Below are 24619 nucleotides of genomic sequence, written 5' to 3'. Positions count from 1 at the left end.
GCCGTGAAGCTCGATCTCCTGCGACGCCTCAACCTCGAACGCGCCGCCCGCCGGGCGGCGATCCTCGTCACCGCCGTCGAGGGCGGCGAGCAGCGCCTCGTGCGCGAGGACGAGGCGGCCGGCGACCCGCTCTCCGACGAGTTGCTGGCGCGGCTGCGCTCCGGCCGCAGCGGCCTCGTCGAGACCGAGGCCGGGGCGCAGTTCCTCACCGTGCAGGTGCCGCCGCCGCGCCTCATCCTGATCGGCGCGGTCCATATCAGCCAGGGCCTCGCCCCGATGGCGGCGGCGGTCGGGCTCGACGTCACGGTGATCGACCCGCGCACCGCCTTCGCGACCCCCGAGCGGTTCCCGGACGTGCCGCTGATCGCCCTGTGGCCGGACGAGGCCCTGGCCGGGCTCCCGCCGCTCGACCGCTACACCGCCGTCGCGGCCCTGACCCATGACCCCAAGATCGACGATCCGGCCCTCGTCGCGGCGCTGAGGGCCGAGTGCTTCTACGTCGGGGCGCTTGGCTCGCGGAAAACCCACGCGAGGCGGGTCGAGCGGCTGACCGCCGCCGGGCTGTCGCCGGAGGCGATCGGGCGCATCCGCGCGCCGATCGGCCTCGACATCGGTGCCGTCAGCCCGCCCGAGATCGCGGTCTCGGTGCTCGCCGAGGTCGTCGCCGCCCTGCGCCAGGGGCCGCGCCGGGCTCCGGCGTGAGGTTCGGCCCGGTTCCGGTCGCGCAGGCCGTCGGTCTGGTGGCGGCGCATTCCGTGCGCGCCGGCGACGTGGTGGTGCGCAAGGGCCGCCCCATCGGCGCCGACGACGCCCGGGCGCTGGCGGCAGCCGGCCTGCACGAGATCGTGGCGGCGGCGCTGGAGCCCGGGGACGTGCCCGAGGACGAGGCGGCCGGGCGGCTCGCGGCGGCTTGCGCCGGCCCGGGGCTCGAGGTCGCGGCGCCGTTCACCGGCCGGGCCAACCTGCACGCCACCGGCGCCGGCCTGCTCACGATCGACCGCCCGGCGGTCGACGCGGTCAACGCCGTCGACGAGGCGGTGACCCTCGCCACCCTGACGCCGTTCAAGCCGGTGGTGCCCGGCGAGATGGTCGCGACGGTCAAGATCATTCCCTACGCGGTGCCGGGTGCGGTCCTCGACCGCGCGCTGGCCGTGCTCCGGCGGCCGCCGCTCGCGGTGGCGCCCTACCGCCTGAGCCGGGTGGCGGCGGTCTCGACCCTGCTGCCCGGGCTGAAGCCGAGCGTGGTCGACAAGACCCTGCGGGTGCTCGCCGAGCGGCTCGCCCCGGCCGGCGCCCGCCTCGTCGCCGATGCCCGCATCCCGCACGAGGCCGCGTCCCTGGCCGCCGCGCTCGCCGGGGCGGCGGGGGAGGGGGCGGATCTCGCGGTCGTGTTCGGGGCCTCGGCGATCGCCGACCGCCGCGACGTGATCCCGGCCGGGATCGAGGCGGCCGGCGGGACGGTGGAGCATCTCGGCATGCCGGTCGATCCGGGCAACCTGCTGCTGCTCGGTCGCCTCGGGGCGATGCCGGTGATCGGCGCGCCGGGCTGCGCCCGCTCGCCGAAGGAGAACGGCTTCGACTGGGTGCTGCACCGGCTGCTCGCCGGGCTGCCGGTGACGCGGGCGGACGTGATCGGCTTCGGCGTCGGCGGCCTGCTGATGGAGATCGTGTCGCGCCCGCAGCCCCGGGGCGGCGAGGCGAGCGAGGACGAGGCGTGAGGGAGGTCGGCATCGTCGTGCTGGCCGCCGGGCGCGGCACCCGCTTCGGCGCGGCGCCGAAGCTGCTCGCGCCCCTCGACGGCCGGCCGCTGGTCCGCCATGCCGCCGGGGCCGCCGTCGCGGCGGGACTCGGCCCGGTGGTGGCGGTGCTCGGCCACGAGGCGGCCGGGGTCGCCGCGGCGCTGGACGGGCTCGCGCTGCGCACCGTCCTCAACCCGCTCTACGGCGAAGGGCTGTCGACCTCGGTCCGGGCCGGGCTGGCGGCGCTGCCGGACGCGGTCGCGGCGGCGATCGTGCTCCTCGGCGACATGCCGCGGGTGACGCCCGCCCTGCTGCGCAGCCTCGCGGCGGCCTTCGCGGGGGGCGACCCGGCGCCCGCGGCGGTGGTTCCGGTGCGGGACGGGCGGCGCGGCAACCCGGTCCTCATCGACCGCCGCCGCCTCTCCGCCGAACTCGCGGGGCTCTCCGGCGACCGCGGCTTCGGCCCGCTCCTGACGGGACGGAGCGACGTGCTGGAATGGCCGGTGGCGAGCGACGGCGTGCTCGCCGACGTCGACACGCCCGAGGCGCTCGCCCGCCTGCCTGCCTGAGGCCAGTGCCTGCCTGAGGCCGGCCCCGGGGCCGGTGACGGCTTGAGGCGGGATCAGGCGAGGCTGAGCAGGCTCATGATCCCGGTGAAGACCGCGTAGACGAAGCCGAGGTTGAGCAGCACCCCGAGGGCGCCGAGGCCGAGGCCGATCATCACCACCACGCCGTCGCGCTCCACGAGGCCGAGCCCGACCAGCGAGACCGCCAGCCCGAGGGGGATCTGCCCGACGATCGGGGCCGCCACGATGAGGGCGAGGGCGAGGGTGAGGATCAAGAGGCCCATGGTGCGCATGGCCAGCCCGTGCTCGAACAGGCGGATGCGCGGCCGCGACCAGCGTTCGAGCCGGCGCAGGATCGGCACCGCCCGCGACACCGCGCGCTGCAGGTCGGCCTTGCGGATCGAGCGGCCGAGCAGGCTGCGCGGCAGCCACGGCGAGGCCATGCCGGCGGCGAGCTGGCCGGCCACGAGGGCGAGCAGCAGGCCGCAGATCAGCGGGATCGGCGGCGGCATCGGCAGGCAGTTCGGCAGGCCGAGGAGCACGATGAGCAGGGCGAAGGCCCGGTCGCGCAGGACCGCCACGATGTCGCCGACCGTGAGCCGGTCCGTCTCCTGTGCCGCCAGCACGGTGAGAACCTCGGAAGTTCGCGCAAACTGGGTCAAGGAGCTCGGGCCGTCCGCTGCCTCGCTGGCGCGCCTGCTCTAGCCCAGAGTGACCCCGGGGCCAAGTCGAGCGCGGAGTCGAGCGCGGAGCCGGGCGCGGGGCCGAGTCGACGTCAACGGCTCGTACCCGGCCTCAGTGCAGCGTCAGGACGCCGTTCACGCTGAGGAACTCGGCCGGCTTGATGAGGCAGGAATGCGCCACCCGCACCGAGTGCAGCGGCCCGTCCAGCTCGCGCTTCCAGAAGGCGAGGAATTTCTGCAGCACGGGAAAGTCCGGAGCGAGGTCGTAATCCTGCCAGAGATAGGTCTGGAGCACCGAACGATGGTCGGGGATCCGGTACAGGATCCGCGCCGTGGTGAGACCGTAACCCTCGATCTGACGCAGGAAATCCGTGGAGACCATGTGACCTCCTTCGATGAAGCGGCCGGAGGGCCGACTTGTTTGCCGGTTAACACTGCGATGATGCGGTGAAGGGATCGTTAAAATCAACGATTTTTTCTGTCGATAGCTTGGTGAACGCTCGCATTAGCAATCTTCGACTGCGAGTGCCAGCGCCGGCCGAGCAGGATCTGCCGGGCCCGGTCGCTCCAGGCACCGTCGCCGGAGGCGCGGCGCGTGCCGTCGGCATCATCGACTTGCATGACGCAAGGTAAAATGGAAAACTTCTTTCCGTATTCGGAGAGGCGGAGACGCACATGCGTCGCAGGGCGGGTCTGCGGCGGGCCGGTCGCCTCGTCGGCCTCGGCGGGCTGGTGCTCGCCGACCTCGCCTGGGCCGACGAACGGGCCGACGCCCGCACCGTGCTGTTCGGCAGTCTCGATGCCGGCAGTTCCTCGTTCGTCACGGTGGGAGCGAAGCACGCCGTCGATCCGGTCGGCCGCGACGGCGCCGTCGTGCTCGGCAGCCTCGGCTATGGCGGCCGGTCCGAGATCCGCGGCGCGTGGGAGGGCTCGCCCAAGCGGGTGCGCCGGCACACGGTCAAGGCGAGCGTCGTCGGCGGCCGGCAATGGTTCGCGGACTGGGGCGTGGTGGCGCTGTTCGTCGGTCCCGAGATCGACTTCGACCAGCGCGAGGCCGCGAAGGCGGTCGGTCCGTCTCCCGGCCTTCGCCTCCATGGAGAGGTCTGGACGCGGCCGGCTCCGACGACCCTCCTGACCCTGACGGCGATCGCCGGCAGCGCCCGCGGCGACGTGTGGACCCGGGGATCGTTCGGTGTCCGGGCACTCGGGGCCTATCTCGGACCCGAGATCGCGCTCTACGCCGACCGGACCGGCTACCGGAAGTGGAGCCTCGGCCTGCATGCGACCGAGTGGACCGGGTGGGGCGTGAGCCTGCGCCTGTCCGGCGGCTGGCTCTACGAGGAGCGCGAGCGGCGGCCGGGCGCCTACGGCGCCCTGACCCTGTGGCGGGATCTCGACTGAACCCGGCCTCGGCGGCTGGCCGGTCCTTCGGGGAGTTGCCGACGGCGACCGGGCTTGGGTAGGTCTGGCCCGGCATCCGCGGCGACCGGGCGAGGTGGGCCGGCGTCCCGCACGACCCCGCGCGAGGGGCGGATCGCAAGGGAGTGCGCCGATGAAATTCGCCTTCGCGGGGATCGACTTCCTCGGCGGTGTGTTCGAGGGGCTGGTGCGGGCGGGCTGGGAGCCGGTCAAGCTGTTCACCCGGCCCTGCGACGGGATCTACGACCACAACGAGACCGTCGTCGCCCTGGCACGCCACCACAAGGTACCGATCCAGCTCTCGCGGCTGCGGCCTGCGGACCTCGACGCCTTGGCGGCGATTCACGGCCGCGACTGGGCCCTGGTGGTGGCCGGCTATCCGTGGCTCGTCACCGGCTGGGCCGGGCGGGTCCGCTACGCCCTCAACCTGCACCCGTCGCCGCTGCCGGACGGACGCGGTCCCTACCCGCTGTTCAAGGCGATCCTCGATTCCTACGAGACCTGGGGCGTCACCGCCCACGTTCTCGCAGAATCGGGCTTCGACACCGGCGACATCCTGGCCCAGGACCTGTTCGCCACCGCCCCGCACGAGACCCACGAGACCCTGCTGGCCAAGTGCCAGATGGCGGCGCAGCGGCTGGTCGAGGGACCGATCGCCCGCGACCTGCCGGCACGGTGGCGGGCGGCCGAGCCCCAGGGGGACGGCGCCTACTGGCCGCGGGCGACGGATGCCGACCGGACCCTCGACTTCCGCCAGGGCGTCGACGCGGTGCTGCGGCGGGTGCGGGCGTTCGGGACGATCGAGACGATCGCGCGGCTCGGCGACGCCCGGGTCTTCGTCGCGGCGGCGGACGGCTGGACCGAGCCGCACCGTCACGCCCCCGGCACCGTCGTGCACCGTCACCGCCGGCACGTCGTGGTGGCGGCCCGGGACGGCTACGTGCAGATCACCCGCTGGAGCACCATCTCCCTCGCCGATGCCGGCAAGACCGGCCGCTGAGGGACGGTCCGATGCCGAAGATGCGCCGCAAGGGCGACCTGCCGCAGAAGGTCTGCCCGGTCTGCCACCGGCCGTTCGCGTGGCGCAAGGCGTGGGCGAAGGTGTGGGACGAGGTGCGCTACTGCTCCGACCGCTGCCGCGCCGAGGCGAAGCAGGCGCGGCGAACCGAGACGTGAACCGGACTCGACGCGGAAAAGCCCCGCGACGACGGTCGCGAGGCTTGCGCGGATCGATGGCGACCGCCCTGGACGGGAGGCCGCCCGGGATCGTCGATCAGTAGGCGTTCGTCTTGCGGGCGATCTCGGTCCAGACCGTGCGCAGGATGATCTGGATGTCGAGCAGCAGGCTGCGGTTCTCGATGTACCAGAGATCGAGGGTGATCCGCCGCTCCATGTCGGCGGTGGTCGGGGTCTCGCCGCGGGAGCCCTGGACCTGGGCCCAGCCGGTCAGGCCCGGACGGACCGCGAAGCGCTCCTTGTAGGCCGGGATCTCGCGGCCGTAGAGCTGGTCGTGGGCCAGGGCGTGCGGCCGGGGACCGACGAGGGACATCTCGCCGCGCAGGACGTTGATGAGCTGGGGCAACTCGTCGATGCTGGTCTTGCGCAGGAAGCGTCCGACCCGGGTGACCCGGCTGTCGCCGACCTTCGCCTGGGTGACGACGTGGCCGTCCTCCTGGACGCGCATCGTGCGGAACTTGAAGATCTTGAACGGCTTGCCGTCGATGCCGGTCCGCGTCTGGCGGAAGAACACGGGCCCCTTGCTGTCGAGCACGATGGCGACGGCGACGATGATCAGGAACGGCGCGATCATCACGAGGCCGAACAGGGCGGCCGCGAAATCCAGGGCGACCTTGGCGTCGACCCGGCCGACACCGGCGACCGCAAGCCCTCCGCCGAACCCCGCGACGGCTGCGTGATCTGCCTGGGACGAGGACGAAGCTGTCGCCTGCGAAGGTGTGGTCATTGCACCTCACATGGCCCAAGAGCCATTTTGCTGCGCTGCGGTATGATGGTTTCCTACGCTGCCGGATGGCGAACGTCAAGTCTCCGGATTGCTGGCATCGCGGTGTTTCTGCGAAGCTTGGGGCGAAACTTGGTTCCGCCAAGAGGATCGGGTTGCGACTCAACAACCTCGCCCTGCACAAAAACGAGTTGTGCGCAATCTTCCCCGGCCATGGATTTGCTCTCGGATCGCAGTGATACCTCTTTCGTAGCCACCGCTGCGGCGCCTGGCGAGTCCGTCTCCGATGTTTCCCCGCCTCCTCATCGGAGTTGCGCGCGGACGAGTGGCGAAGATGTTTAAATTTCTATTATGAATTGGAGGCGAATCGTCTTCGAGCGGCGGATGGATCGCCCCTTCGTGACTGCCGTGACCCGTCCGGCAGGACGACGAGACGGTGCGACGTGCGCCGTTGCACGAGTTGCACCGCAGCAACGTGCGTGTGCGAACGGACACAGTTCGACTTCCCGCTGCCGTGCGATGCAGGCGGTTTCTTCGGTTATCTACGTAGCCGGACGGACCGATGTGGCTCCCGGGTCCGATCCGTGCTTGGATCGGCCGGGCGCCGGAAGGAGACGGTCGCGGCGATGCACCGACGTCGCCGCGGACGACCCTCCTGCCATCCCGCCCGGTGATGCGATGTCCGGAAGAGTGGCTCCGGGCATCGTATCGAAGCCCGCGCGGTGGAGCCGGGGGGCTACACACGCATGGGCGACGCCGACAGCCGCATCGCGAAGCGATCCCGCGGGGATCGCCAGGCGATCGATCGGATGTCGTACGAGACATGGCTGCTGCTCCGGTCCTCGCGAGCGGATCGAAAGTCGTGAAATCGGATCCGGCCGCATTCCGGTCGTGCCCGACGCTTCGTCTCCTTGGGTAAGGCGGCATCAAGACACGAGATGGGGGCGGCATCCGGTGTGGCGTGCCCCGTTCACCATGGATGGCGCGTGTCGATCTTCCGGCACGATCGAGAGCTGTTCTTATTCCGGAATTTTTCCGCGTGCGGCATTTGGTCGGCACGGCGGTGGCGTGCTGACTTGTGCGCGGCTTTGACGCGCCGAGCGATGTCTATCGGAGTCGAACTTTCGCCGTCTTCTCGCCGTCACACCAGTAGAAATTGCGCAGGCGCGCATCTTGATTCGATTGACCTCGTGCGGTACCGGCGGCATCCATTTGTCGTACACCGTGGCGATGCGTCCGTCGCAGGGGATGGCCATGACCGATGTTGTGAATCAGCCGTGGGTCGCTCCGCCTGCGAGCAAGCGGCCCTCCACCTCGGTCGTCGGCAACGACGGCGTCGACGACTCGCTGGTCGGAACCGCCGGCAACGACGCCCTGTCGGGCCTGTCCGGTGCCGACACGATGTCCGGCGGCCTCGGCGACGACACCTACTACATCGACAATCCCGGCGACCTCATCGACGAGGACGAGGACGGCGGCATCGACACGCTCATCTCGTACCTGCCGACCATCCGGCTTCCCGACCGGGTCGAGAACCTGACCCTGGCGGGAAGCATCGAGAAGTCGGGCTACGGCAACGCTCTCGCCAACATCATCCGCGGCACCGCGGTCAACAACCACCTCGACGGCGGGGCCGGCAACGACCTGCTCTACGGCGGCGGCGGCAACGACGTGTTCGTGATCCGCGCCGGCAACGGTTCCGACGCCATCGGCGACTTCAGGGCCGGTCACACGACGTCCTCGATCGTCAGCCTCGTCGGCTACGACTTCACGTCGTTCGACCAGATCAGGGCGGCGATGGTGCAGGACGGCACCACCGCGATCCTGAACCTCGGCAACGGTGAGACGCTGCGCTTCCTCAACCAGAACGTCCAGAACTTCAGCGCCGACGACTTCGCCACGGGCCTCGACACCTCGAAGTGGCGGCTGACGTTCAACGACGATTTCGACACGTTCGACCGTTTCGACGGCGTCGACGGCACCTGGGTCACCAAGCACCAGTGGGACGGACTGGCCGGCTACACCAACCCGTCGAAGGCCGAGCGGCAGATCTACGTCGACTCGGACTACAAGGGCGTGCGCTTCAACCAGGCGCCGGATTCGATCGGCCTCAACCCGTTCACGATCGACGACGGGGTGCTGGAGATCAAGGCCGCGGCCACGCCGACCGAGCTCAACCAGTGGACGTCATGGCGGCCGTACTATTCCGGCATGATCTCGAGCTTCTCCTCGTTCCAGCAGACCTACGGCTACTTCGAGATCCGGGCGAAGCTGCCGAGCGGCCAGGCGCTGTGGCCCGCCTTCTGGATGCTGCCGGCCGACCTCGGGCCGATCACCGAGATCGACGTGTTCGAGGCGCTGGGCCAGAACCCGTTCAACGCTCTCATGACGGCCCATAGCGGCACCACCGGCGTCCGCACCAAGGAAGGCTATTCCCTCCTCACGCCGGATCTGACCGCGGGCTATCACGATTTCGGCATGGATTGGGGTCCGGATCACCTGACCTGGTACCTCGACGGCGTCGCCGTCGGGACCGCCAAGACGCCGGACGACATGAAGAACCGGCCGATGTACATGATCGCCAACCTCGCGGTCGGCGGCAACTGGGGCGGCGCTCCGAGCGGGAACACGCTCACCGGGGACCCGACCTACTACATCGACCGCATCCGCGCCTTCGCGACCCAGAACACCGTCTCGCTGCCCGATCCGCTGACGCGCATCGGCAACTCGGGCCTGGACTACTTCCAGGGGACGGCCTACGCCGATTCCCTCGCCGGCCTCGAACAGAACGACCAGCTCTACGGCGCGGCCGGCAACGACACGCTGGACGGGGGCGAGGGCGACGACACCCTCGGCGGCGGCCAGGGCGACGACACCATCATCGGCGGCAACGGCATCGACGTCGCCCTGTACAACGGCGACCTGTCCCGCCTGATCGTCGTCCACGACCTGGACGCCGACACCTACGCGGCGATCGACACCGGGACCCAGGGCAACCAGGGCACCGACCGGCTGAGCGGCGTCGAAACGCTGCGCTTCCGCAGCCACGACGCGGTGACGGGCGTCCAGACCAGCGCCGTCGACGTGGCGATCGCGGACGCGACCCGGGTGAGCCTGCGCGGCAACCTCGCCGGCGGGCGCGACATCGTCCTCGACGATGCGGCCCTGCTCCTGCCCTCGTTCGCGACCGACCAGCCCGACACGGTCGTGTACGGGGGAACGGCGCCGCTCGTCCTCGCCGACGCCTTCGAGAACGCGGCGGTGCGGGGCGCCGGCGCCGGGAACCTCGTGGGCAATGCGTCCGCCAACATCCTGATCGGCAACGCCTCCGACGACACGCTCGCGGGAGGCGGCGGCGACGACGTCCTCCGGGGGCTCGGCGGCAGCGATCGGCTCGACGGGGGCGCCGGGCTCGACGTCGCCGAATACGTCGGGCCGGCCAGCCAGTTCGTCGTCCTGCGCGACCTCGATGCCCCCGGCCGGTTCCGGGTCGTCGACCTCCTGGCGGCCGACCAGGAGGGCGACCGGCTCCAGGACATCGAGAGGCTGCGCTTCCGCCAGTTCGACGAAGTGACCGGCGAGATCGCGTCCACCGTCGAGATGCCGATCGCCGAGGCGGTGACGGCGTCCTTCCGCCGCAACGCCGCCGGCGGGCGCGACCTCTTCACCGCGAGCGCGACCTCCGTGACGCCGCTCCTGGCGACCGCGGGCGTCGACACCGTCCGGTTCGGCGGATCGTCGCTGATCCTTCCCGCCGGGTACGAGAACGCCGTCGCGACCGGGACCGGCCCGGTCAGCCTGACCGGCAACGCCGCCGCCAACATCCTCGTCGGCGGTGCCGGCACCGACACTCTCGCGGGCGAGGGGGGGGACGACATCCTCGATCCGCTCTCGGCGACCGGCACGGTCGACGGCGGTGCAGGCACCGACACCGTGGTCCTGCACGGGCCGGCCTCCCGCTACGTGTTCGTCGCCGTGCCGTTCGTGCCCGGCGCGGCGCGGGTCTACGATCTCGCGGCCGGCCTCAACGCCTACCTGACCCTCCGGAACGTCGAGAAGGTGGCCTTCACGGCGGGCCTCCTCGCCCCGGGCGGATTGCCGGCAGAAGCGGTCCTTCCCGACGGATCGACGGCCGACGAGATCCTGAGCGCAGCGCTTCCCCTGGCTTCGGCGAACACGATCACGGCCTCGCCGTCCGCCGACGGCGGCCTGACGATTCCCCTCGCCGACGCGACCCTGATCCCCCTCGCCCCGGTGAGCGAGGGGATCGACACGGTGATCTTCTCGGGGCGCGGCGCCGCCGTGCTGTCGGACGGCCTCGAGAACCTCGTGTCGACCGGCCTGTTCGAGACGACCCTGACCGGCAACGCCGCCGCCAACGTCCTCACCGGCGGACGTGGCGGCACGACGTTCAGCGGGCTGGCCGGCAACGACACCTTCGTCGGCACCGCCCTGCGGCCGCTCGACACCGTCGATTACAGCCTCGATGCGGCGGCCGGCGGCACGGCCGGCGTGACGGTCGATCTCCAGCAGGGCCGGGCAGTCGACGGGTTCGGCGACCGCGACACCCTGCGGGCCATCACCAACGCCGTCGGGACCGAGGCCGGCGACCTCATCCTCGGCTCGGAGACCGGCAACATCCTGCGGGGCCTCGGCGGCGACGACTCGCTCGTGGGCGGAGGCGGGGCCGACCGCCTCGACGGCGGCGCGGGCAACGACACGCTCGACGGCGGAGCCGGCGCCGACCTGCTGATGGGCGGCGACGGTATCAACACCGCCGATTACGGATCCTCCGCCTCCGGTCTCGTCGCCGACCTCTCCAACCCCGACAACAACACGGGAGACGCGGCCGGCGACCGCTACTCCCGGATCTACGGCCTGCACGGATCATCCTTCGCCGACGGCCTGACCGGGAGCAGCCTGGGGGACGTCGTCCGCGGCCGGTCCGGCGACGACACCCTCGACGGCCTCGCCGGCAACGACACCCTGCACGGCGACGACGGCGACGACCTCCTCCTCGGCGGCACGGGCAACGACCACCTCTTCGGCGGCCTCGGCATCGACCGCCTGATCGGCGGCGTCGGCTACGACCAACTCGCCGGCGGGGCCGGGTCGGACACCTTCGTGATCAGCGCGGCTCAGGGGAGCGGCTCGGCCGACACGATCGCCGACTTCGTGTCCGGCGAGGACCGGCTCGAGGTCCAGCTCAGCGGCGTCGTCGATCCGTCGCGGCTCGCCTCGGTCCGCTTCGCCTCCGTCGCGGCGTTGCCCCCGAGCGTTGCCGAGCCGACGCTGTTCTACGAGACCGGGAGCGGCCGGCTGATGTGGGAGGGTAGTCCCGATCCGTCGTCCCGCGTTCTCCTGGCGACGCTGTCGGGCCGGCCGTCCCTGTCCGCCGACGACCTCGTCATCGTCTAGGCAGGTTTCGCAAGAGCGATTGACGCTCTTGCGAGAAAAACCTGCGACAAGACAATGAGCTCATCAGACTTGCATCGGCCTGCCGACGCAAGTCTGATACGGTTTTTGGACGATTCGTTCAAAAACCGTATCACAAGCCCGCGCGGTGGAGCCGAAGGCTCCACACACCTGAGCGAAGGCGGTTCCCGCATCGCTCGGCGATCCCGCAGGGATCGCCGAGCGATCAATCGGAAACCGTATGATGAGGCAAGTCTGCCGAGAGGGACGTCGGAACCTCCGCGGCGTCCGATCACAGCGTGATCGGACGCCGTTCCGCCGGCCCCCGCGAGGATCGGCCCGGGAGGCCGGACCGCGACGCGGCGTCAGGACTGCGTCGACCGGAGCGCCCGGAGGAAGTTGCCGCAACCCGCGCTGGCATCTCCGAGGAAGCTGCGCAGCGGGAGCCTGCGCGACAGCACGAGGTATCCGCCGACCATCAGCTTGCGGGTGAACTCGGCCCGGACTCCCGGGACCCGGGCGTTGCGGGCCAGGGCGAACAGTGCCCCGCGATAGTAGCGCGAGACGAAGCGGACGTCCGGATCCCGGTGTCCGATGCAGGCGCGATCCAGGAACAGGGTTTCGCGGGCGCGGCCGTAGGCGCTGAGGGCGACCGAGGTATCCTCGCCGCCGAGATTCGGCGTGCCGACGCCGAGGGTCTCGTCGAAGCCGAGCCCGTCCGCGAAGATCCGGCCACGGAACACGAAGGTGTTCGACGAGGCGCGCCGGGTGACCTGCGCCGCCCGGGCCGGGACCTCGCCGCCCGGCAGGTACGGCAGCGGGGCCGAGGAGTAGCGGCAGAACCAGAGATCAAGCCGCGGCCGGCTGTCGAAGATGTCGTAGATGCCCTCGAGCACGCCGTCCGGATACCAGCAGTCGTCGTCCGGAAACAGCACCAGGACGTCGTCGCGGAACGACTGACGGCCGCGGGCCTCCGCGATCAGCCGGTTGCGGGCTGCCGAGAGCGAGAGCCTGCCGGGAACGTGGGACACCTCGACGAAGGACGGCCAGTTGCGGGCTGCCAGCGCGGCCGGGTCCTGGGATCGCTGCATGAGCAGCAGCAGCGTGATCTGGATCGCGGGGCGCCGCGCCGCGAAGGCGGCGACCGAATCGATCATCCGGTCGAGCATCTCCGTGCGTCCGCTCTCGGCATCCGATGTCGAGATCATCACGAGCGAGAGCCCGCTACCGTCGGTCGTCATGGACATCCTGCCTTTCCGATGAAAGCCTTGGGAAGCGGATCGGCCGGAATGCGGGACCTTCCGGGCGGAAGGGCACGGCACCGGGCGCGGTCGCGGCGCGATCCGGCCGTCTTGTCTACCGCGCGAATGCCGGCCGATCCACCTTCCGCATCGGATGTCCGCTTCCGGAACCCGTCGAATCGACCGTCCTTCCTCGACCTCAAGTTGTAACAACCAGTCGAATCTTATCGATCCCCGGGCCGAACCGCAGCACGGGGCCGACCCATCGGGGGCCGAAGACCGGTCCGGCAAGGACTCGCCGGATCCTGACTGAAAGGCAACCTGGCCCGGATGTCGCCGGCTTCGACGCCGTGCCGCTCCCTCATCGATCCCTCGGAGGACGGCGACCGATCGATGACCGGTCGCCAACGATCGTCCACTCGACATGATCTTTTGTTGATTTTGCAAATATGCCATTGCTGCGTGCGGCGATTTCGATTGGTGTCATTGCTAATACATGGTTGATGCGCCGCGGTAGCTTGACATCTCAATTCGTCATAGTCATCCTTCAGTATTGATGACAGCAGGGATATGGCTTGCTCGCCATGGTTGACACCACCGCTGGGGCCCCGGGGCCGGGCAGCCTTCCGTCACAGGCGGGATGCCTGTCGTCGCGGCTGGACTTGCTATGGACCAACGCTGCCGGCGGTCTCGCCGCGCTCGCCTGCCTCGTCGTTCTTCTGGTGCTGCTGCGTGCCGCCACGCAGCAGACCGACGCCCGGACCGGCCGGAGGATCCGTGCCTTCGCGATCTTCGTCGCGGCCTGCGGCGTCCTGCACGGGCTGGACCTGCTGAGCCTGTGGGCCCGGGCGGGAAGCGCCGCGGCGCCGGCGGTCCTGCTCACCTCCCTCGTCGCCCTGGCCGCGGCGATCGCCCTATGGCGGGCCCGGCCGGAGGCGCCGTCCGCCTCGGCCCGACCCGACCCGGCGCTCGCCGCCCTGACCGCCGAGCGCGATCTCGCCCTCGCGGCGCTCGAGCGGGCGAAGGCCGAGCGGGCCCGGACCGAGGAGCTGCTGCGCCAGTCGCAGAAGATGGAGGCGATCGGCCATCTCGCCGGCGGCGTCGCCCACGACTTCAACAACCTGCTCAACGTGATCCTCGGCAACCTCGAACGGATCGAGCGGCAGGTGCCGCAGGAGGACGGCGTCCTCGGGCCCCTGCGCGACGCGATGACCGGGGCCGAGCGCGCCGCTGCCGTCACGCACCAGCTCCTCGCCTTCGCGCGCAAGCAGCCCCTCGCCCCGGCCGAGACCGACGTCAACGCGCTGATCGGCGAGGTGGTCGAACTCCTGCGCGGCACGATCGGCGCCCGGATCCGCCTCGCCACCGACCTTGCCGCGGCGCTGCCGCTGATCCGGGTCGATCCCAACCAGCTCGAGAACGCGATCCTCAACCTCGCGATCAATGCCCGCGACGCGATGCCGGGCGGCGGCCTGCTCACCCTCACCACCGCGATGATCCCCGGCGGCGAGGGCGGCGGTGCGCGGGTGCTGGTGGAGGTCAGGGACAACGGAATCGGCATGACCGCGGAGGTGGCGGCCCGGGCCTTCGAGCCGTTCTTCACCACCAAGCCGTCCGGACAGGGCACCGGGCTCGGCCTCAGTCAGGTCTCGGGCTTCGCCCGGCAATCCGGCGGCAGCGCGGCGATCAGCTCGCGGGTCGGCGGCGGGACGGCGATCCGCCTCGTGTTTCCGGCCCTGCCGGAGAGCGCGGCCGTCCCGGCGGCCCCGCCGGGCCTGCCCGAGCCGCGCATGCAGTTCCAGTCCCTGCCGGCCGCTTGAGCGATGGCCGCCGTGAGCGTGCAGGCGGGCGGCATGACCGTCCTGGTGGTCGAGGACGAGGAGATGCTGCTCTCGATCATCCAGGCGGAGTTCGAGGAGGCGGGCTTCGGCGTCGCCGCCTGCGCCACCGGCGAGGAGGCGGTGGCGTTCCTCGCCGGGGCCGGGCGGGCCGATCTCCTGTTCACCGACATCCAGCTCCCCGGCGCCCTCGACGGCTGGGGCGTCGCCGAGCAGGCCCGCCGCTTCGCGCCGGACCTGCCGGTGATCTACGCGACCGGCTTCAGCGTCGGGCCGCCGCGGCAGGTGCCCGGCAGCATTCTGCTGCGCAAGCCCTACCGTCTGGCGAAGCTCGTCGAGACCGCGCGGGGGCTCATCGGCGCCTGATCCGGCGGGGCGCCCGGCCGGGCGCTCAGGCGCCCCGGGTCACGTCCGGCAGGGCGGGCAGGCGCTGGCGCAGGCGCAGCAAGGCGATCGTCTCGATCTCGGCGAGGGCCCGCGCCCGCTCGACGTCGGGCTCGTTGCCGATCCGCTCGTCGAGGGCGGCGAGAATCTCCTCGGCGCCCCGGCCGCGCACCGCCATCACGAACGGGAAGCCGAACCGCGCCTTGTAGCGCCCGTTGAGGTCGAGGAAGCGCGCGCGCTGGGCCTCGTCGAGGGAATCAAGGCCGGCCGAGGCCTGCTCGGCCTGGGATTCCGCGGTCATGCCGGCGACGCGCTCGCCGAGGTCGGGGTGGGCGCGGATGAGGTCGAGGGCGCGCTCGGGCCCGCCGGCCCGCATCGCCGTCACCATCGCGTCGTGCAGGCCCTCGGCGGTGTCGTGGGCCGCGGTCAGCCCGGCGGCGTGGGCGGCCTCGGCGACCCACGGGCTGTGCTCGAACACGTCGCCATACAGCTCGGCCATCAGGGCCCGGCTCATCCGGCTCGGGGTCAGGTCGGCCGGGGGGTGATGGCGGATCCAGTGCCGGGCGATGTCGAGGCGCCGGGTCACCCAGACGTCGGGATGCTCCGCGACGTAGTCGAGGAACCGCGCGAGGGCCGCCGCCCGGCCCGGCCGGCCGACGAGGCGGCAATGCAGCCCGACCGACAGCATCTTCGGCGCGGTCCCGCCCTCGGCGTAGAGCACGTCGAAGCTGTCCTTCAGGTAGGTGAAGAACTGGTCGCCGCTGTTGAAGCCCTGCGGCGTGGCGAAGCGCATGTCGTTGGCGTCCAGGGTGTAGGGCACGACGAGTTGCGGCCCGCGCCCGGCCTCGACCCAGTAGGGCAGGTCGTCGGCGTAGGAATCGGCGTAGTACAGGAAGCCGCCCTCGTCGCCGACAAGCCGCAGGGTGTTCTCCGAGGTCCGGCCGGTATACCAGCCGGTCGGCCGCTCGCCGGTGGCGGCGGCGTGGATCCGGATCGCCTCGCCGAGATGCGCCCGCTCCTCCTCCAGCGAGAAGTCGCGGTAGTCGATCCACTTGAGCCCGTGGCTGGCGATCTCCCAGCCGGCCTCCCGCATCGCCGCCACCGCCTCGGGGTTGCGCTGGAGCGCGGTGGCGACGCCGTAGACCGTTACCGGCAGGCCGCGGGCGGTGAACAGCCGCCACAGCCGCCAGAACCCGGCCCGGGAGCCGTACTCGTAGATCGACTCCATGTTCATGTGGCGCTGGCCCGGCCAGGGCTGGGCACCGACGATCTCGGACAGGAACGCCTCGGACGCCCGGTCGCCGTGCAGGAGGCAGTTCTCGCCGCCCTCCTCGTAGTTGATGACGAACTGCACCGCGAGGCGCGCGCCGCCGGGCCACTGCGCGTGGGGCGGGTTGCGGCCGTAGCCGACGAGGTCGCGGGGATAGGTGCTGTCGTCCATGGTCTCGGTCCGGTTGCCGGGCCGCGAATCATAGGCGCAAAGCGCGGCCGTTGCCAAAACGGCCGATCCCCTGGCCTCAGCCGCCCGCCAGGAGCGGGTCGACGGTGGCGAAGTGCTCGGCCCAGGAGGGCGGCCGGAAGCCGTCGAGGCGGGCCGTCATCTCCCGGCGCAGCGGCGAGCCGTCCTGCGCCAGGGCCTCGACGATCCCGCTCCAGCCCGGCCCGTCGAGGGGAGGGACGAACTCGGCGAAGCCGGCGGCGATCTCGCGGTGGACCGGGATGTCGGAGGCGACGACCGGCAGCCCGGCGGCGGCGGCCTCCAGCACCGGCAGGCCGTAGCCCTCGGTGAAGGAGGGCATCAGCAGCGCGGTGGCGCCGCGCAGCAGCCGCACCAGCCCGGCGGTCGACAGGCCCGCGACCTCGACGACGTGGGCCCGCACCGCCGGGCAGCGGTCGAGCATGTCGGCGATGTTCTCGCTCTCCCAGCCGCGGCGGCCGACCAGCACGAGGCGCGGCGTCGCCGGGCCGAGCCGCGCCGCGAGGTCGCGCCACACCGACAGCAGCATCAGGTGGTTCTTGCGCGGCTCGATCGTGCCGCAGGCGACGAAGGTCGGCCGGTCGGGCACCGGCGCCGGGCCGTCGCTCGCGCCGAAGGTCGGCTCGATGCCGAGATGCGCCACGGTCACCGCAGGGCATGGCAGCGAGCGCCCGGCGAGATGGGCGCGCAAGCGCGCCGCCACGTCGGCGGAATTGGCGATCACCGCGGCGGCGTGGCGCGAGACGGTGCGCATCCGCTCGGCGTGGCGGACCGATTCGGCGCCGCGGCCGTATTCGGGGAACTCGATCGGGATGAGGTCGTGGACGAGGAACAGCGCCCGCACGTCGCGGCGGTCGTAGAGCCAGTCGAACCGCTCCGGCCGGTCGAGCCGCAGGTGCGAGGTGTGGAGATAGGTGGTGCCGGCGGGCAGCCGGCCGGGGCCGGGGCGGCGCAGGATCTCCAGGGAGGCCGCGGCCCAGGCCCGTCGCCGGTGCCGGCGCCCCCCGTCGCCCCGCGCCGCCGGGGCGGGCCCGGGCGTGGCCGCGCCGAGCGCGCCGAGCAGGCGGTGATAGACCGGGTCGTCCCCGGCGCCGACCTCCTCGGCCCAGCCGGCCGCGACCCGCTCCGCGAGGGCGCCCGCCTCGGCCCGGTCGAGGACGCGCGGCCCGAACGGGGTCGACACGACGCCGAACCGCTCGCCGGGCTGCGCCAGGACGTGGCGGGCATAGGCGAGGTCGACCCGGTCGATGCCGGAGGGCGTCGCGAAGCGCAGGCGGGTGACGAGGCGGGTGAGGTCGAAGGCGAGGGAGGTCACGGGCAGGCACAACCGGTGCGGCAGGGGCGCTCCGGGTAGCCCATCGGGCCGGGTGCCGCCACCGGGCCGGGTTGTGCGCTCGCGCACACGCCGCCGCCGCCGGCCGGGATGAGCCTTGCGTTCGTGACCAGTGATGAAATATCCCAACCGTCAGCGGAGCTTCGTTGCGCCTCGCGGATCGGCGCCCCCGCGCCGTTCGAGGGGCGCTCGCCGTTGGCGGCGGTGCGCGGGCGTCCGGGACGACCCGCCCGGGTTGACCCGGGCCGGCGCCGACGCCACGGTCGCCGGGCGGAGCCGGCGAGGCCCCCGCAACCGACGGTTCGATGGCACGGCGCCGGCGGGGTCCGGCACGGCGGGTGGGCGGCATGACGATCGTGGACTGGGACCGGGAGGCACTGAAGCGCGGCCTGGCGGACGGCACCGTGCTGCTGATCGACGTGCGCGAGCCGCACGAATACGAGCAGGGCCACATTCCGGGGGCCGTGTCGCATCCGCTGTCGCGCTTCGACCTCGACGCCCTCCAGGCCCTCATCGCCGAGGACGGGCGCCGCCCGGTTCTCGCCTGCGCGGCCGGAATCCGCTCGGCGCGGGCGCTGCACTACGCGCAGAGCCAGGGCGTCGCCCTGACCGAGCACTACGCCGGCGGCTTCAAGGACTGGGTCGGCGCCGGCGAGACCATCGCCTGACGCCGCCCGCAGGGCCGACGCCGGCACGACATCGAGGGCCCCGGGAGGGCCGCGTCCCCGCCGGGGGCGGTTCCCGTCGCGGCCATGAGCCCGCTCCCGCCCGTGCCGCTTGGCCGGCGGGATTCCGGGCCGAACGCATCGGATGGATGGGAGAGTGAGTATGCGCAGGCACTGGCTGGCGGCGGCGATCCCGGCGCTCCTGGTGGTCGCCGGGCTGCCGGCGCGGGCGCAGGCCCCGGGCGGACCGCCGCCCACCGTGATCGTCGCCAAGCCGGTGGTCAAGGAGGTGGTCGAGCACGACGACTATACCGGCCGCTTCAACGCGATCGAGAACGTCGACGTGCGCGCCCGCGTCACCGGCTACCTGGAGAAGATCCACTTCCAGGACGGGTCGCGGGTCAAGAAGGGCGACCTGCTGTTCACCATCGACCGCCGCCCCTACAAGGCGACCCTCGATCAGGCCCAGGCGGCGCTCGCCTCGGCCAATGCGCGGCTGAACTTCTCGCAGACCGACCTGGAGCGCGCCCAGACGCTCAGCCGCTCGGGCAACATCTCCGAGCAGGTCACCGACCAGCGCCGGCAGGCGTCGCTGACCGCCCAGGCCGACGTCGAGAGCGCCACCGCCGCCCTGCGGCAGGCCCAGCTCAACTACGACTTCACCGAGGTCCGCTCGCCGATCGACGGGCGGATCTCGCAGCGCCGGGTCACCGAGGGCAACATCGTCATCACCGACCAGACGATCCTCACCAGCATCGTCTCCCTCGATCCCATCTACTTCTCTTTCCCGGTCGACGAGCGCTCGTTCCTCGCCTACCAGGGCAACCTGCGCATCGGCATGGGGGCGACCCAGAAGGAGCACACGGTCCGGGTGCTGATCGCCCTGACCGGAGAGGCCAAGCCGACCCGCAAGGGCGTCCTCGACTTCGTCGACAACCAGTTCGACGCCCAGACCGGCTCGATCATGCTGCGCGCCACCGTCGAGAATCCCGACAACTTCATCAAGCCGGGCCTGTTCGGCATCATCAGCATGCCGGCCTCGCCGCCGTTCCAGGGCGTGCTGATCCCCGACGAGGCGGTGGCGACCAACCAGGACAAGCGCATCGTCTACGTCGTCAAGGACGACAACACGGTCGCGTCGCAGAACGTCCGGCTCGGCCCGAAGATCGACGGCTACCGGGTGGTGCGCGACGGCCTGAAGGGCGACGAGACGATCGTCATCAGCGGCCTGACCCGGGTCCGGCCCGGCGCCAAGGTGACGCCCGAGCGCAAGGACCTGCCTCCGGTCAAGGAATAGCCGAACCGCCCCGCGGACGATCCGCGGGGCGCGCCCGCGACGACACACAGCGCCCGTCCGGCCCGCGGCCGGGGAGGGCGCGCGAGGTCCCCGATGCGCTTTGCCCACTTCTTCGTCGACCGGCCGATCTTCGCCTCGGTGACGTCGATCGTTATCCTCATCATCGGCTACGTCTCGTACATCTCGCTGCCGGTCGCCCAGTACCCGGAGATCGTGCCGCCGACCGTGGTGGTGCGCGCCTCCTACCCGGGCGCCAACGCCGAGACCGTGGCCGCCACCATCGCGACGCCGATCGAGCAGGAGCTCAACGGCGTCGACAACATGCTCTACATGTCGTCGCTGTCGACCAACGACGGCAACATGCAGCTCACCGTCACCTTCGCGCTCGGCACCAACCTCGACATCGCCAACGTGCTGGTCCAGAACCGGCTCTCGGTCGCCCAGCCGCGCCTGCCCGGCGACGTGCGCAACCTCGGCGTCACGGTGCGCAAGTCGTCGCCCGACCTGATGATGGTCGTGCACGTGCTGTCTCCGGACAACACCTACGACCAGAACTACCTCGCCAACTACATCTACCTGCGCCTGCGCGACCCGCTGCTGCGGCTCAACGGCGTCGGCGACATCACGGTGTTCGGCGGCAGCGAATACGCGCTGCGGATCTGGCTCGACCCCAACAAGCTCACCGCCTACCAGCTCTCGACCACCGACGTGCTCTCGGCGCTGCAGGAGCAGAACGTCCAGGTGGCGTCCGGCGCCCTCGGCGCCCCGCCGTCGCCGGCCTCGCAGGCGTTCCAGCTCGTGGTGCAGACGCAGGGGCGCTTCAACGACCCCAACGAGTTCCGCAAGGTGATCGTCAAGGCGTCCGACGGGCGCCTCGTGCGGATCTCCGACATCGCCCGGGTCGAGCTCGGGCAGAAGGACTACGTCACCCAGTCGTTCCTCAACGGCCAGCCGGCGATCGGCGTCGGCGTGTTCCAGCGCCCGGGCACCAACGCCCTCGAGGCGGCCGAGGCGGTCCAGAGCCTGATGAAGGAGATGGCCAAGGACTTCCCGCCCGGCCTCGAATACAAGATCGCCTACAACCCGACCGAGTTCATCGCCGAGTCGGTGCACGAGGTCTACAAGACCCTCGGCGAGGCGGTCGTCCTCGTGGTGATCGTGATCCTGGTCTTCCTCCAGAGCTGGCGCACGGCGCTGATCCCGATCATCGCGATTCCGGTCTCGCTCGTCGGCACCTTCGCGGTGATGGCGCTGCTCGGGTTCTCGCTCAACAACCTGACGCTGTTCGGGCTCGTGCTGGCCATCGGCATCGTGGTCGACGACGCGATCGTCGTGGTCGAGAACGTCGAGCGCAACATGGCCGAGGGCCTATCGCCCGGCGAGGCCGCCCACAAGACCATGGACGAGGTCGGCGGCGCGGTCGTCGCCATCGCGCTCGTGCTGTCGGCGGTGTTCATCCCGACCGCCTTCATCCCGGGCATCTCGGGCCAGTTCTACCGGCAGTTCGCGCTGACGATCGCGGCCTCGACCATCATCTCGATGTTCAACTCGCTGACGCTGTCGCCGGCGCTCTGCAAGCTGCTGCTGAAGCCCCATTCCGAGCACCACCAGCCGCGCTTCTTCCTGGCCCGGTTCGGCGCCTGGGCGGCCAACACCTTCAACCGCGGCTTCGACGCGACCTCGAACGCCTACGCGGCGACCGTCCGGTTCCTCACCAGCCGGGTGGTGCCGCTGATCGTGATGCTGGTCCTCTACGGCGGCGTCATCGCCGGGACGCTGCACCTCGCCCGCATCACGCCGACCGGCTTCATCCCGCAGCAGGACCAGGGCTACCTCATCGTGGTGGTGCAACTGCCGCCGGGCGCGGCGCTGGAGCGCACGACCGCGGTGGTGCGCGAGGCGGCCAAGCGCGCGCTCACCGTCGACGGCGTCGCCAACGCGGTGGTGATCTCGGGCTTCGACGGCGCGACCTTCACCAACACCACCAACGGTGGCGTGATGTTCCTCACGCTCAAGCCGTTCAAGGAACGCACCGCCAAGGGCCGCAACGCCGGGGCGATCGTGCAGGACGTGTTCGCCAAGACCGGCTCGATCACCGAGGCGCGGATCATCGCGATCCCGCCGCCGCCGGTGCGCGGCCTCGGCAATGCCGGCGGCTTCAAGATGCAGGTGCAGAACCGCACCGGCTCCGACATCGCCGGGCTGCTCGCCGCTTCCGGCGAGCTGATCGGCGCGGCCAACCGCGACCCGGCCCTGACCCGCGTCTTCACCACCTTCGGCAACGACACGCCGCAGATCTTCCTCGACATCGACCGCACCAAGGCCCGGATGCTGAACGTGCCGCTGGCCAACGTGTTCTCGACCCTCCAGGTCAATCTCGGCGGCGCCTACGTCAACGACTTCAACACCTTCGGCCGCATCTACCAGGTCCGGGCCCAGGCCCAGGCCGGCGACCGCCTGGAGAAGGAGGACATCGAGCGGCTGATGGTGCGCTCCTCCACCGGCGCCCTCGTGCCGATGGGGACGCTCGCGGGCATCCGCGACATCGCCGGGCCGCAGATCGTGCAGCGCTACAACCTATACTACTCGGTGCCGGTGCAGGGCGATTCCAAGCCCGGCATCTCGTCGGGGCAGGCCCTCGACGCGATGGAGGCGCTGGCCAAGAAGACCCTGCCGGAGGGCATGAGCTACGAGTGGACCGAGATCGCGTTCCAGGAGAAGGCGGCCGGCAACACCGCGATCTACGTCTTCGCCCTCGGCGTGCTGCTGGTGTTCCTGGTGCTCGCCGCGCAGTACGAATCCTGGGCGCTGCCGCTGGCGATCCTGCTGGTGGTGCCGACCGGGGTGCTGGCGGCGCTGGCCGGCGTCCAGCTCCGGGCGCAGGACAACAACATCCTGACCCAGATCGGCCTGATCGTGCTCATCGGTCTGGCGGCGAAGAACGCGATCCTGATCGTCGAGTTCGCCCACCAGATCGAGGAGAGCGAGCGGCGCGGCCCGGTCGCCGCCGCCGTCGAGGCGTGCCGGCTGCGCCTGCGGCCGATCCTGATGACCGCTTTCGCGTTCATCCTCGGCGTGGTGCCGCTCGCCATCGCCACGGGTCCCGGCGCCGAGATGCGCCAGGCGCTCGGCACCGCGGTGCTCTTCGGCATGCTGGGCGCCACGGTGTTCGGCCTGTTCCTGACCCCGGTCTTCTACGTGGTGATCCGCAACCTGCTCATCCGCATCAACCGCTGGCGCGGCAAGGACGAGCACGGCGGCGGCTCGCACGGGGATCCGCAGCCGGCGCATTGAGGCGGGAAGCTGGTCGTCTCAGCGTCCCACTCGTGCAGGGCGTGTCCGAGGAAAAATCCTTTGAGAATCAAGCGCGGGATCCCCTCTCCCGAGTGGGAGAGGGGTAGGGGCGAGGGTGGAGACGGTTCAGGATCAAGCACCGAGCGTCGAGCCGCGCAGCTCAACAGTTCGGGATTCTTGCGGAGACCGAGCCACCCTCACCCCCGGCCCCTCTCCCACTCGGGAGAGGGGAGACGCGCTACTCATTTCCCCTGACAGCCCTGCCGCCAGCGGGTGAGAGGAGAAGTCCCGCGCCAGCTTCTTCCATGGGGGTTCTGTGGAAGAGGGGGCCTTCGCCGTTTTCGGCACACGCCTTGCCGGGACCATCCCCGCCCGCTTACCTGCGCGCGACTCCCGTCTCGTCACCCACGGTCTCAGGTCCCATGTCGCAGCCCTCGCCGTCCTGTATCCTCACGCTCTCCTGCCGCAACGTGCCGGGCATCGTCGCGGGCGTGTCGGGCAGCCTGTTCGAGGCCGGCTGCAACATCCTGGAGGCTCAGCAATTCGACGACGTCGAGAGCGGCCGGTTCTTCATGCGGGTCGAATTCAACGCCGGCTCCCCCGCCGGCCTGCCGGAACTCGACGACCTCGAAACCCGCCTCGCGCCCCTCGCCGACCGCTTCGGCATGACTTGGACCCTGCGCCGGCGCGATGCGCTGAAGAAGGTCCTGATCCTCGTCTCGCGCTTCGACCACTGCCTCAACGACCTGCTCTACCGCCAGCGCATCGGCGAGATGCCGATGGAAATCTGCGGCATCGTCTCGAACTACCCGCGCGACACCTACGGGGCGATGGAGTTCGGCGCGATCCCGTTCCATCACCTGCCGATCACCCGCGAGACCAAGGCGGCGCAGGAGGCGCAGCTCTGGCACCTCGTGCAGGAGAGCGACGCCGACCTCGTCGTGCTCGCCCGCTACATGCAGATCCTGTCCGACGACCTCTCGGCGAAGCTGTCGGGCCGCTGCATCAACATCCACCACTCGTTCCTGCCCGGCTTCAAGGGCGCGCGGCCCTACCATCAGGCCCACGAGCGCGGCGTGAAGCTCATCGGCGCGACCTCGCACTTCGTCACCGCCGACCTCGACGAGGGCCCGATCATCGAGCAGGATGTCGAGCGCGTCAGCCACGCCGACACCCCCGACGACCTCGTGCGCAAGGGCCGGGACATCGAGCGCCGGGTGCTCGCCCGCGCGGTGCGCTACGTGCTGGAGGACCGGGTGATCGCCAACGGCCGCACCACAGTGGTGTTCGCCGACTGACCCGGACAAG

19 protein-coding genes are annotated in these 24619 nt (G+C 71.0%); 13 read left to right on the top strand and 6 right to left on the bottom strand.

What is annotated here, in order from left to right; genetic code table 11:
- Positions 1 to 3 precede the first annotated feature (3 nt).
- The 3 genes from EOE48_RS13725 to EOE48_RS13715 are packed head-to-tail and all read left to right on the top strand — an operon-like array spanning position 4 to position 2308.
- A complete protein-coding gene (locus EOE48_RS13725) occupies positions 4 to 702 on the top strand; it encodes an XdhC family protein (protein WP_127729964.1) in 699 nt (232 codons plus the stop codon).
- Positions 699 to 1718: a molybdopterin-binding protein gene (locus EOE48_RS13720; RefSeq protein ID WP_127729962.1), complete on the top strand. Its 1020-nt coding sequence runs from the start codon at positions 699 to 701 to the stop codon at positions 1716 to 1718. The genes EOE48_RS13725 and EOE48_RS13720 overlap by 4 nt, the downstream gene beginning before the upstream one ends.
- On the top strand, positions 1715 to 2308 hold the full coding sequence (locus EOE48_RS13715; protein ID WP_127729959.1) for a nucleotidyltransferase family protein: 594 nt from the start codon (positions 1715 to 1717) through the stop codon (positions 2306 to 2308). The genes EOE48_RS13720 and EOE48_RS13715 overlap by 4 nt, the downstream gene beginning before the upstream one ends.
- A 53-nt stretch (positions 2309 to 2361) precedes the next feature.
- Here the strand turns inward: EOE48_RS13715 and EOE48_RS13710 are convergent, their stop codons facing one another.
- Complete coding sequence (locus EOE48_RS13710; protein WP_127730218.1) at positions 2362 to 2931, bottom strand: exopolysaccharide biosynthesis protein; 570 nt, start codon at positions 2929 to 2931, stop codon at positions 2362 to 2364.
- A gap of 169 nt (positions 2932 to 3100) precedes the next feature.
- Positions 3101 to 3370, bottom strand: coding sequence for an usg protein (locus EOE48_RS13705; RefSeq protein ID WP_127729957.1), 270 nt, complete (start codon positions 3368 to 3370; stop codon positions 3101 to 3103).
- A gap of 293 nt (positions 3371 to 3663) precedes the next feature.
- Here EOE48_RS13705 and bcsS point away from each other — a divergent pair, with 293 nt between their 5' ends.
- The 3 genes from bcsS to EOE48_RS13690 all read left to right on the top strand — a co-directional run bounded on the left by bcsS (position 3664) and on the right by EOE48_RS13690 (position 5583).
- On the top strand, positions 3664 to 4389 hold the full coding sequence (gene bcsS, locus EOE48_RS13700; RefSeq protein ID WP_127729954.1) for a cellulose biosynthesis protein BcsS: 726 nt from the start codon (positions 3664 to 3666) through the stop codon (positions 4387 to 4389).
- 151 nt (positions 4390 to 4540) lie between these two features.
- A complete protein-coding gene (locus EOE48_RS13695) occupies positions 4541 to 5407 on the top strand; it encodes a formyltransferase family protein (RefSeq protein ID WP_127729951.1) in 867 nt (288 codons plus the stop codon).
- An 11-nt stretch (positions 5408 to 5418) separates the two neighbouring features.
- Entirely contained in the window at positions 5419 to 5583 is a 165-nt protein-coding gene (locus tag EOE48_RS13690; RefSeq protein WP_127729948.1) for a DUF2256 domain-containing protein, read from the top strand.
- 97 nt (positions 5584 to 5680) lie between these two features.
- Here EOE48_RS13690 and EOE48_RS13685 read toward each other — a convergent pair whose 3' ends face one another.
- Positions 5681 to 6370 carry an exopolysaccharide biosynthesis polyprenyl glycosylphosphotransferase gene (locus tag EOE48_RS13685; protein ID WP_127729945.1) on the bottom strand — a complete coding sequence of 230 codons (690 nt, stop codon included), beginning with the start codon at positions 6368 to 6370 and terminating at the stop codon, positions 5681 to 5683.
- 1251 nt (positions 6371 to 7621) lie between these two features.
- On the opposite strand from EOE48_RS13685, the gene EOE48_RS30240 reads away from it, so the two are divergent.
- Positions 7622 to 11785, top strand: a complete 4164-nt coding sequence (locus EOE48_RS30240; protein ID WP_187371409.1) for a family 16 glycosylhydrolase — start codon at positions 7622 to 7624, stop codon at positions 11783 to 11785.
- Positions 11786 to 12147: 362 nt separating this feature from the next.
- Here the strand turns inward: EOE48_RS30240 and EOE48_RS13675 are convergent, their stop codons facing one another.
- Positions 12148 to 13029: a glycosyltransferase family A protein gene (locus tag EOE48_RS13675; protein WP_187371408.1), complete on the bottom strand. Its 882-nt coding sequence runs from the start codon at positions 13027 to 13029 to the stop codon at positions 12148 to 12150.
- Between the two features lie 578 nt (positions 13030 to 13607).
- On the opposite strand from EOE48_RS13675, the gene EOE48_RS13670 reads away from it, so the two are divergent.
- Both EOE48_RS13670 and EOE48_RS13665 read left to right on the top strand, forming a co-directional pair.
- Entirely contained in the window at positions 13608 to 14843 is a 1236-nt protein-coding gene (locus EOE48_RS13670) for a sensor histidine kinase (RefSeq protein WP_127729937.1), read from the top strand.
- 12 nt (positions 14844 to 14855) lie between these two features.
- Complete coding sequence (locus tag EOE48_RS13665) at positions 14856 to 15227, top strand: response regulator (protein WP_246154341.1); 372 nt, start codon at positions 14856 to 14858, stop codon at positions 15225 to 15227.
- Between the two features lie 25 nt (positions 15228 to 15252).
- Here EOE48_RS13665 and puuE read toward each other — a convergent pair whose 3' ends face one another.
- Positions 15253 to 16686: an allantoinase PuuE gene (gene puuE, locus EOE48_RS13660; RefSeq protein WP_127729934.1), complete on the bottom strand. Its 1434-nt coding sequence runs from the start codon at positions 16684 to 16686 to the stop codon at positions 15253 to 15255.
- A 76-nt stretch (positions 16687 to 16762) separates the two neighbouring features.
- Positions 16763 to 18037, bottom strand: a complete 1275-nt coding sequence (locus tag EOE48_RS13655; protein ID WP_425463660.1) for a glycosyltransferase family 4 protein — start codon at positions 18035 to 18037, stop codon at positions 16763 to 16765.
- 365 nt (positions 18038 to 18402) lie between these two features.
- Here EOE48_RS13655 and EOE48_RS13650 point away from each other — a divergent pair, with 365 nt between their 5' ends.
- The 4 genes from EOE48_RS13650 to purU all read left to right on the top strand — a co-directional run bounded on the left by EOE48_RS13650 (position 18403) and on the right by purU (position 24609).
- Entirely contained in the window at positions 18403 to 18723 is a 321-nt protein-coding gene (locus EOE48_RS13650) for a rhodanese-like domain-containing protein (protein ID WP_127729931.1), read from the top strand.
- A gap of 160 nt (positions 18724 to 18883) precedes the next feature.
- Complete coding sequence (locus EOE48_RS13645; RefSeq protein ID WP_127729928.1) at positions 18884 to 20017, top strand: efflux RND transporter periplasmic adaptor subunit; 1134 nt, start codon at positions 18884 to 18886, stop codon at positions 20015 to 20017.
- A 93-nt stretch (positions 20018 to 20110) separates the two neighbouring features.
- Complete coding sequence (locus tag EOE48_RS13640) at positions 20111 to 23311, top strand: efflux RND transporter permease subunit (protein ID WP_127729926.1); 3201 nt, start codon at positions 20111 to 20113, stop codon at positions 23309 to 23311.
- A gap of 422 nt (positions 23312 to 23733) precedes the next feature.
- Entirely contained in the window at positions 23734 to 24609 is an 876-nt protein-coding gene (gene purU / locus EOE48_RS13635; protein WP_127729923.1) for a formyltetrahydrofolate deformylase, read from the top strand.
- Positions 24610 to 24619: the final 10 nt, after the last annotated feature.

This window comes from Methylobacterium oryzihabitans, assembly GCF_004004555.2.
In the GTDB taxonomy this organism is placed as follows: domain Bacteria; phylum Pseudomonadota; class Alphaproteobacteria; order Rhizobiales; family Beijerinckiaceae; genus Methylobacterium; species Methylobacterium oryzihabitans.
This window is presented reverse-complemented; position numbering and strand designations above follow the sequence as displayed.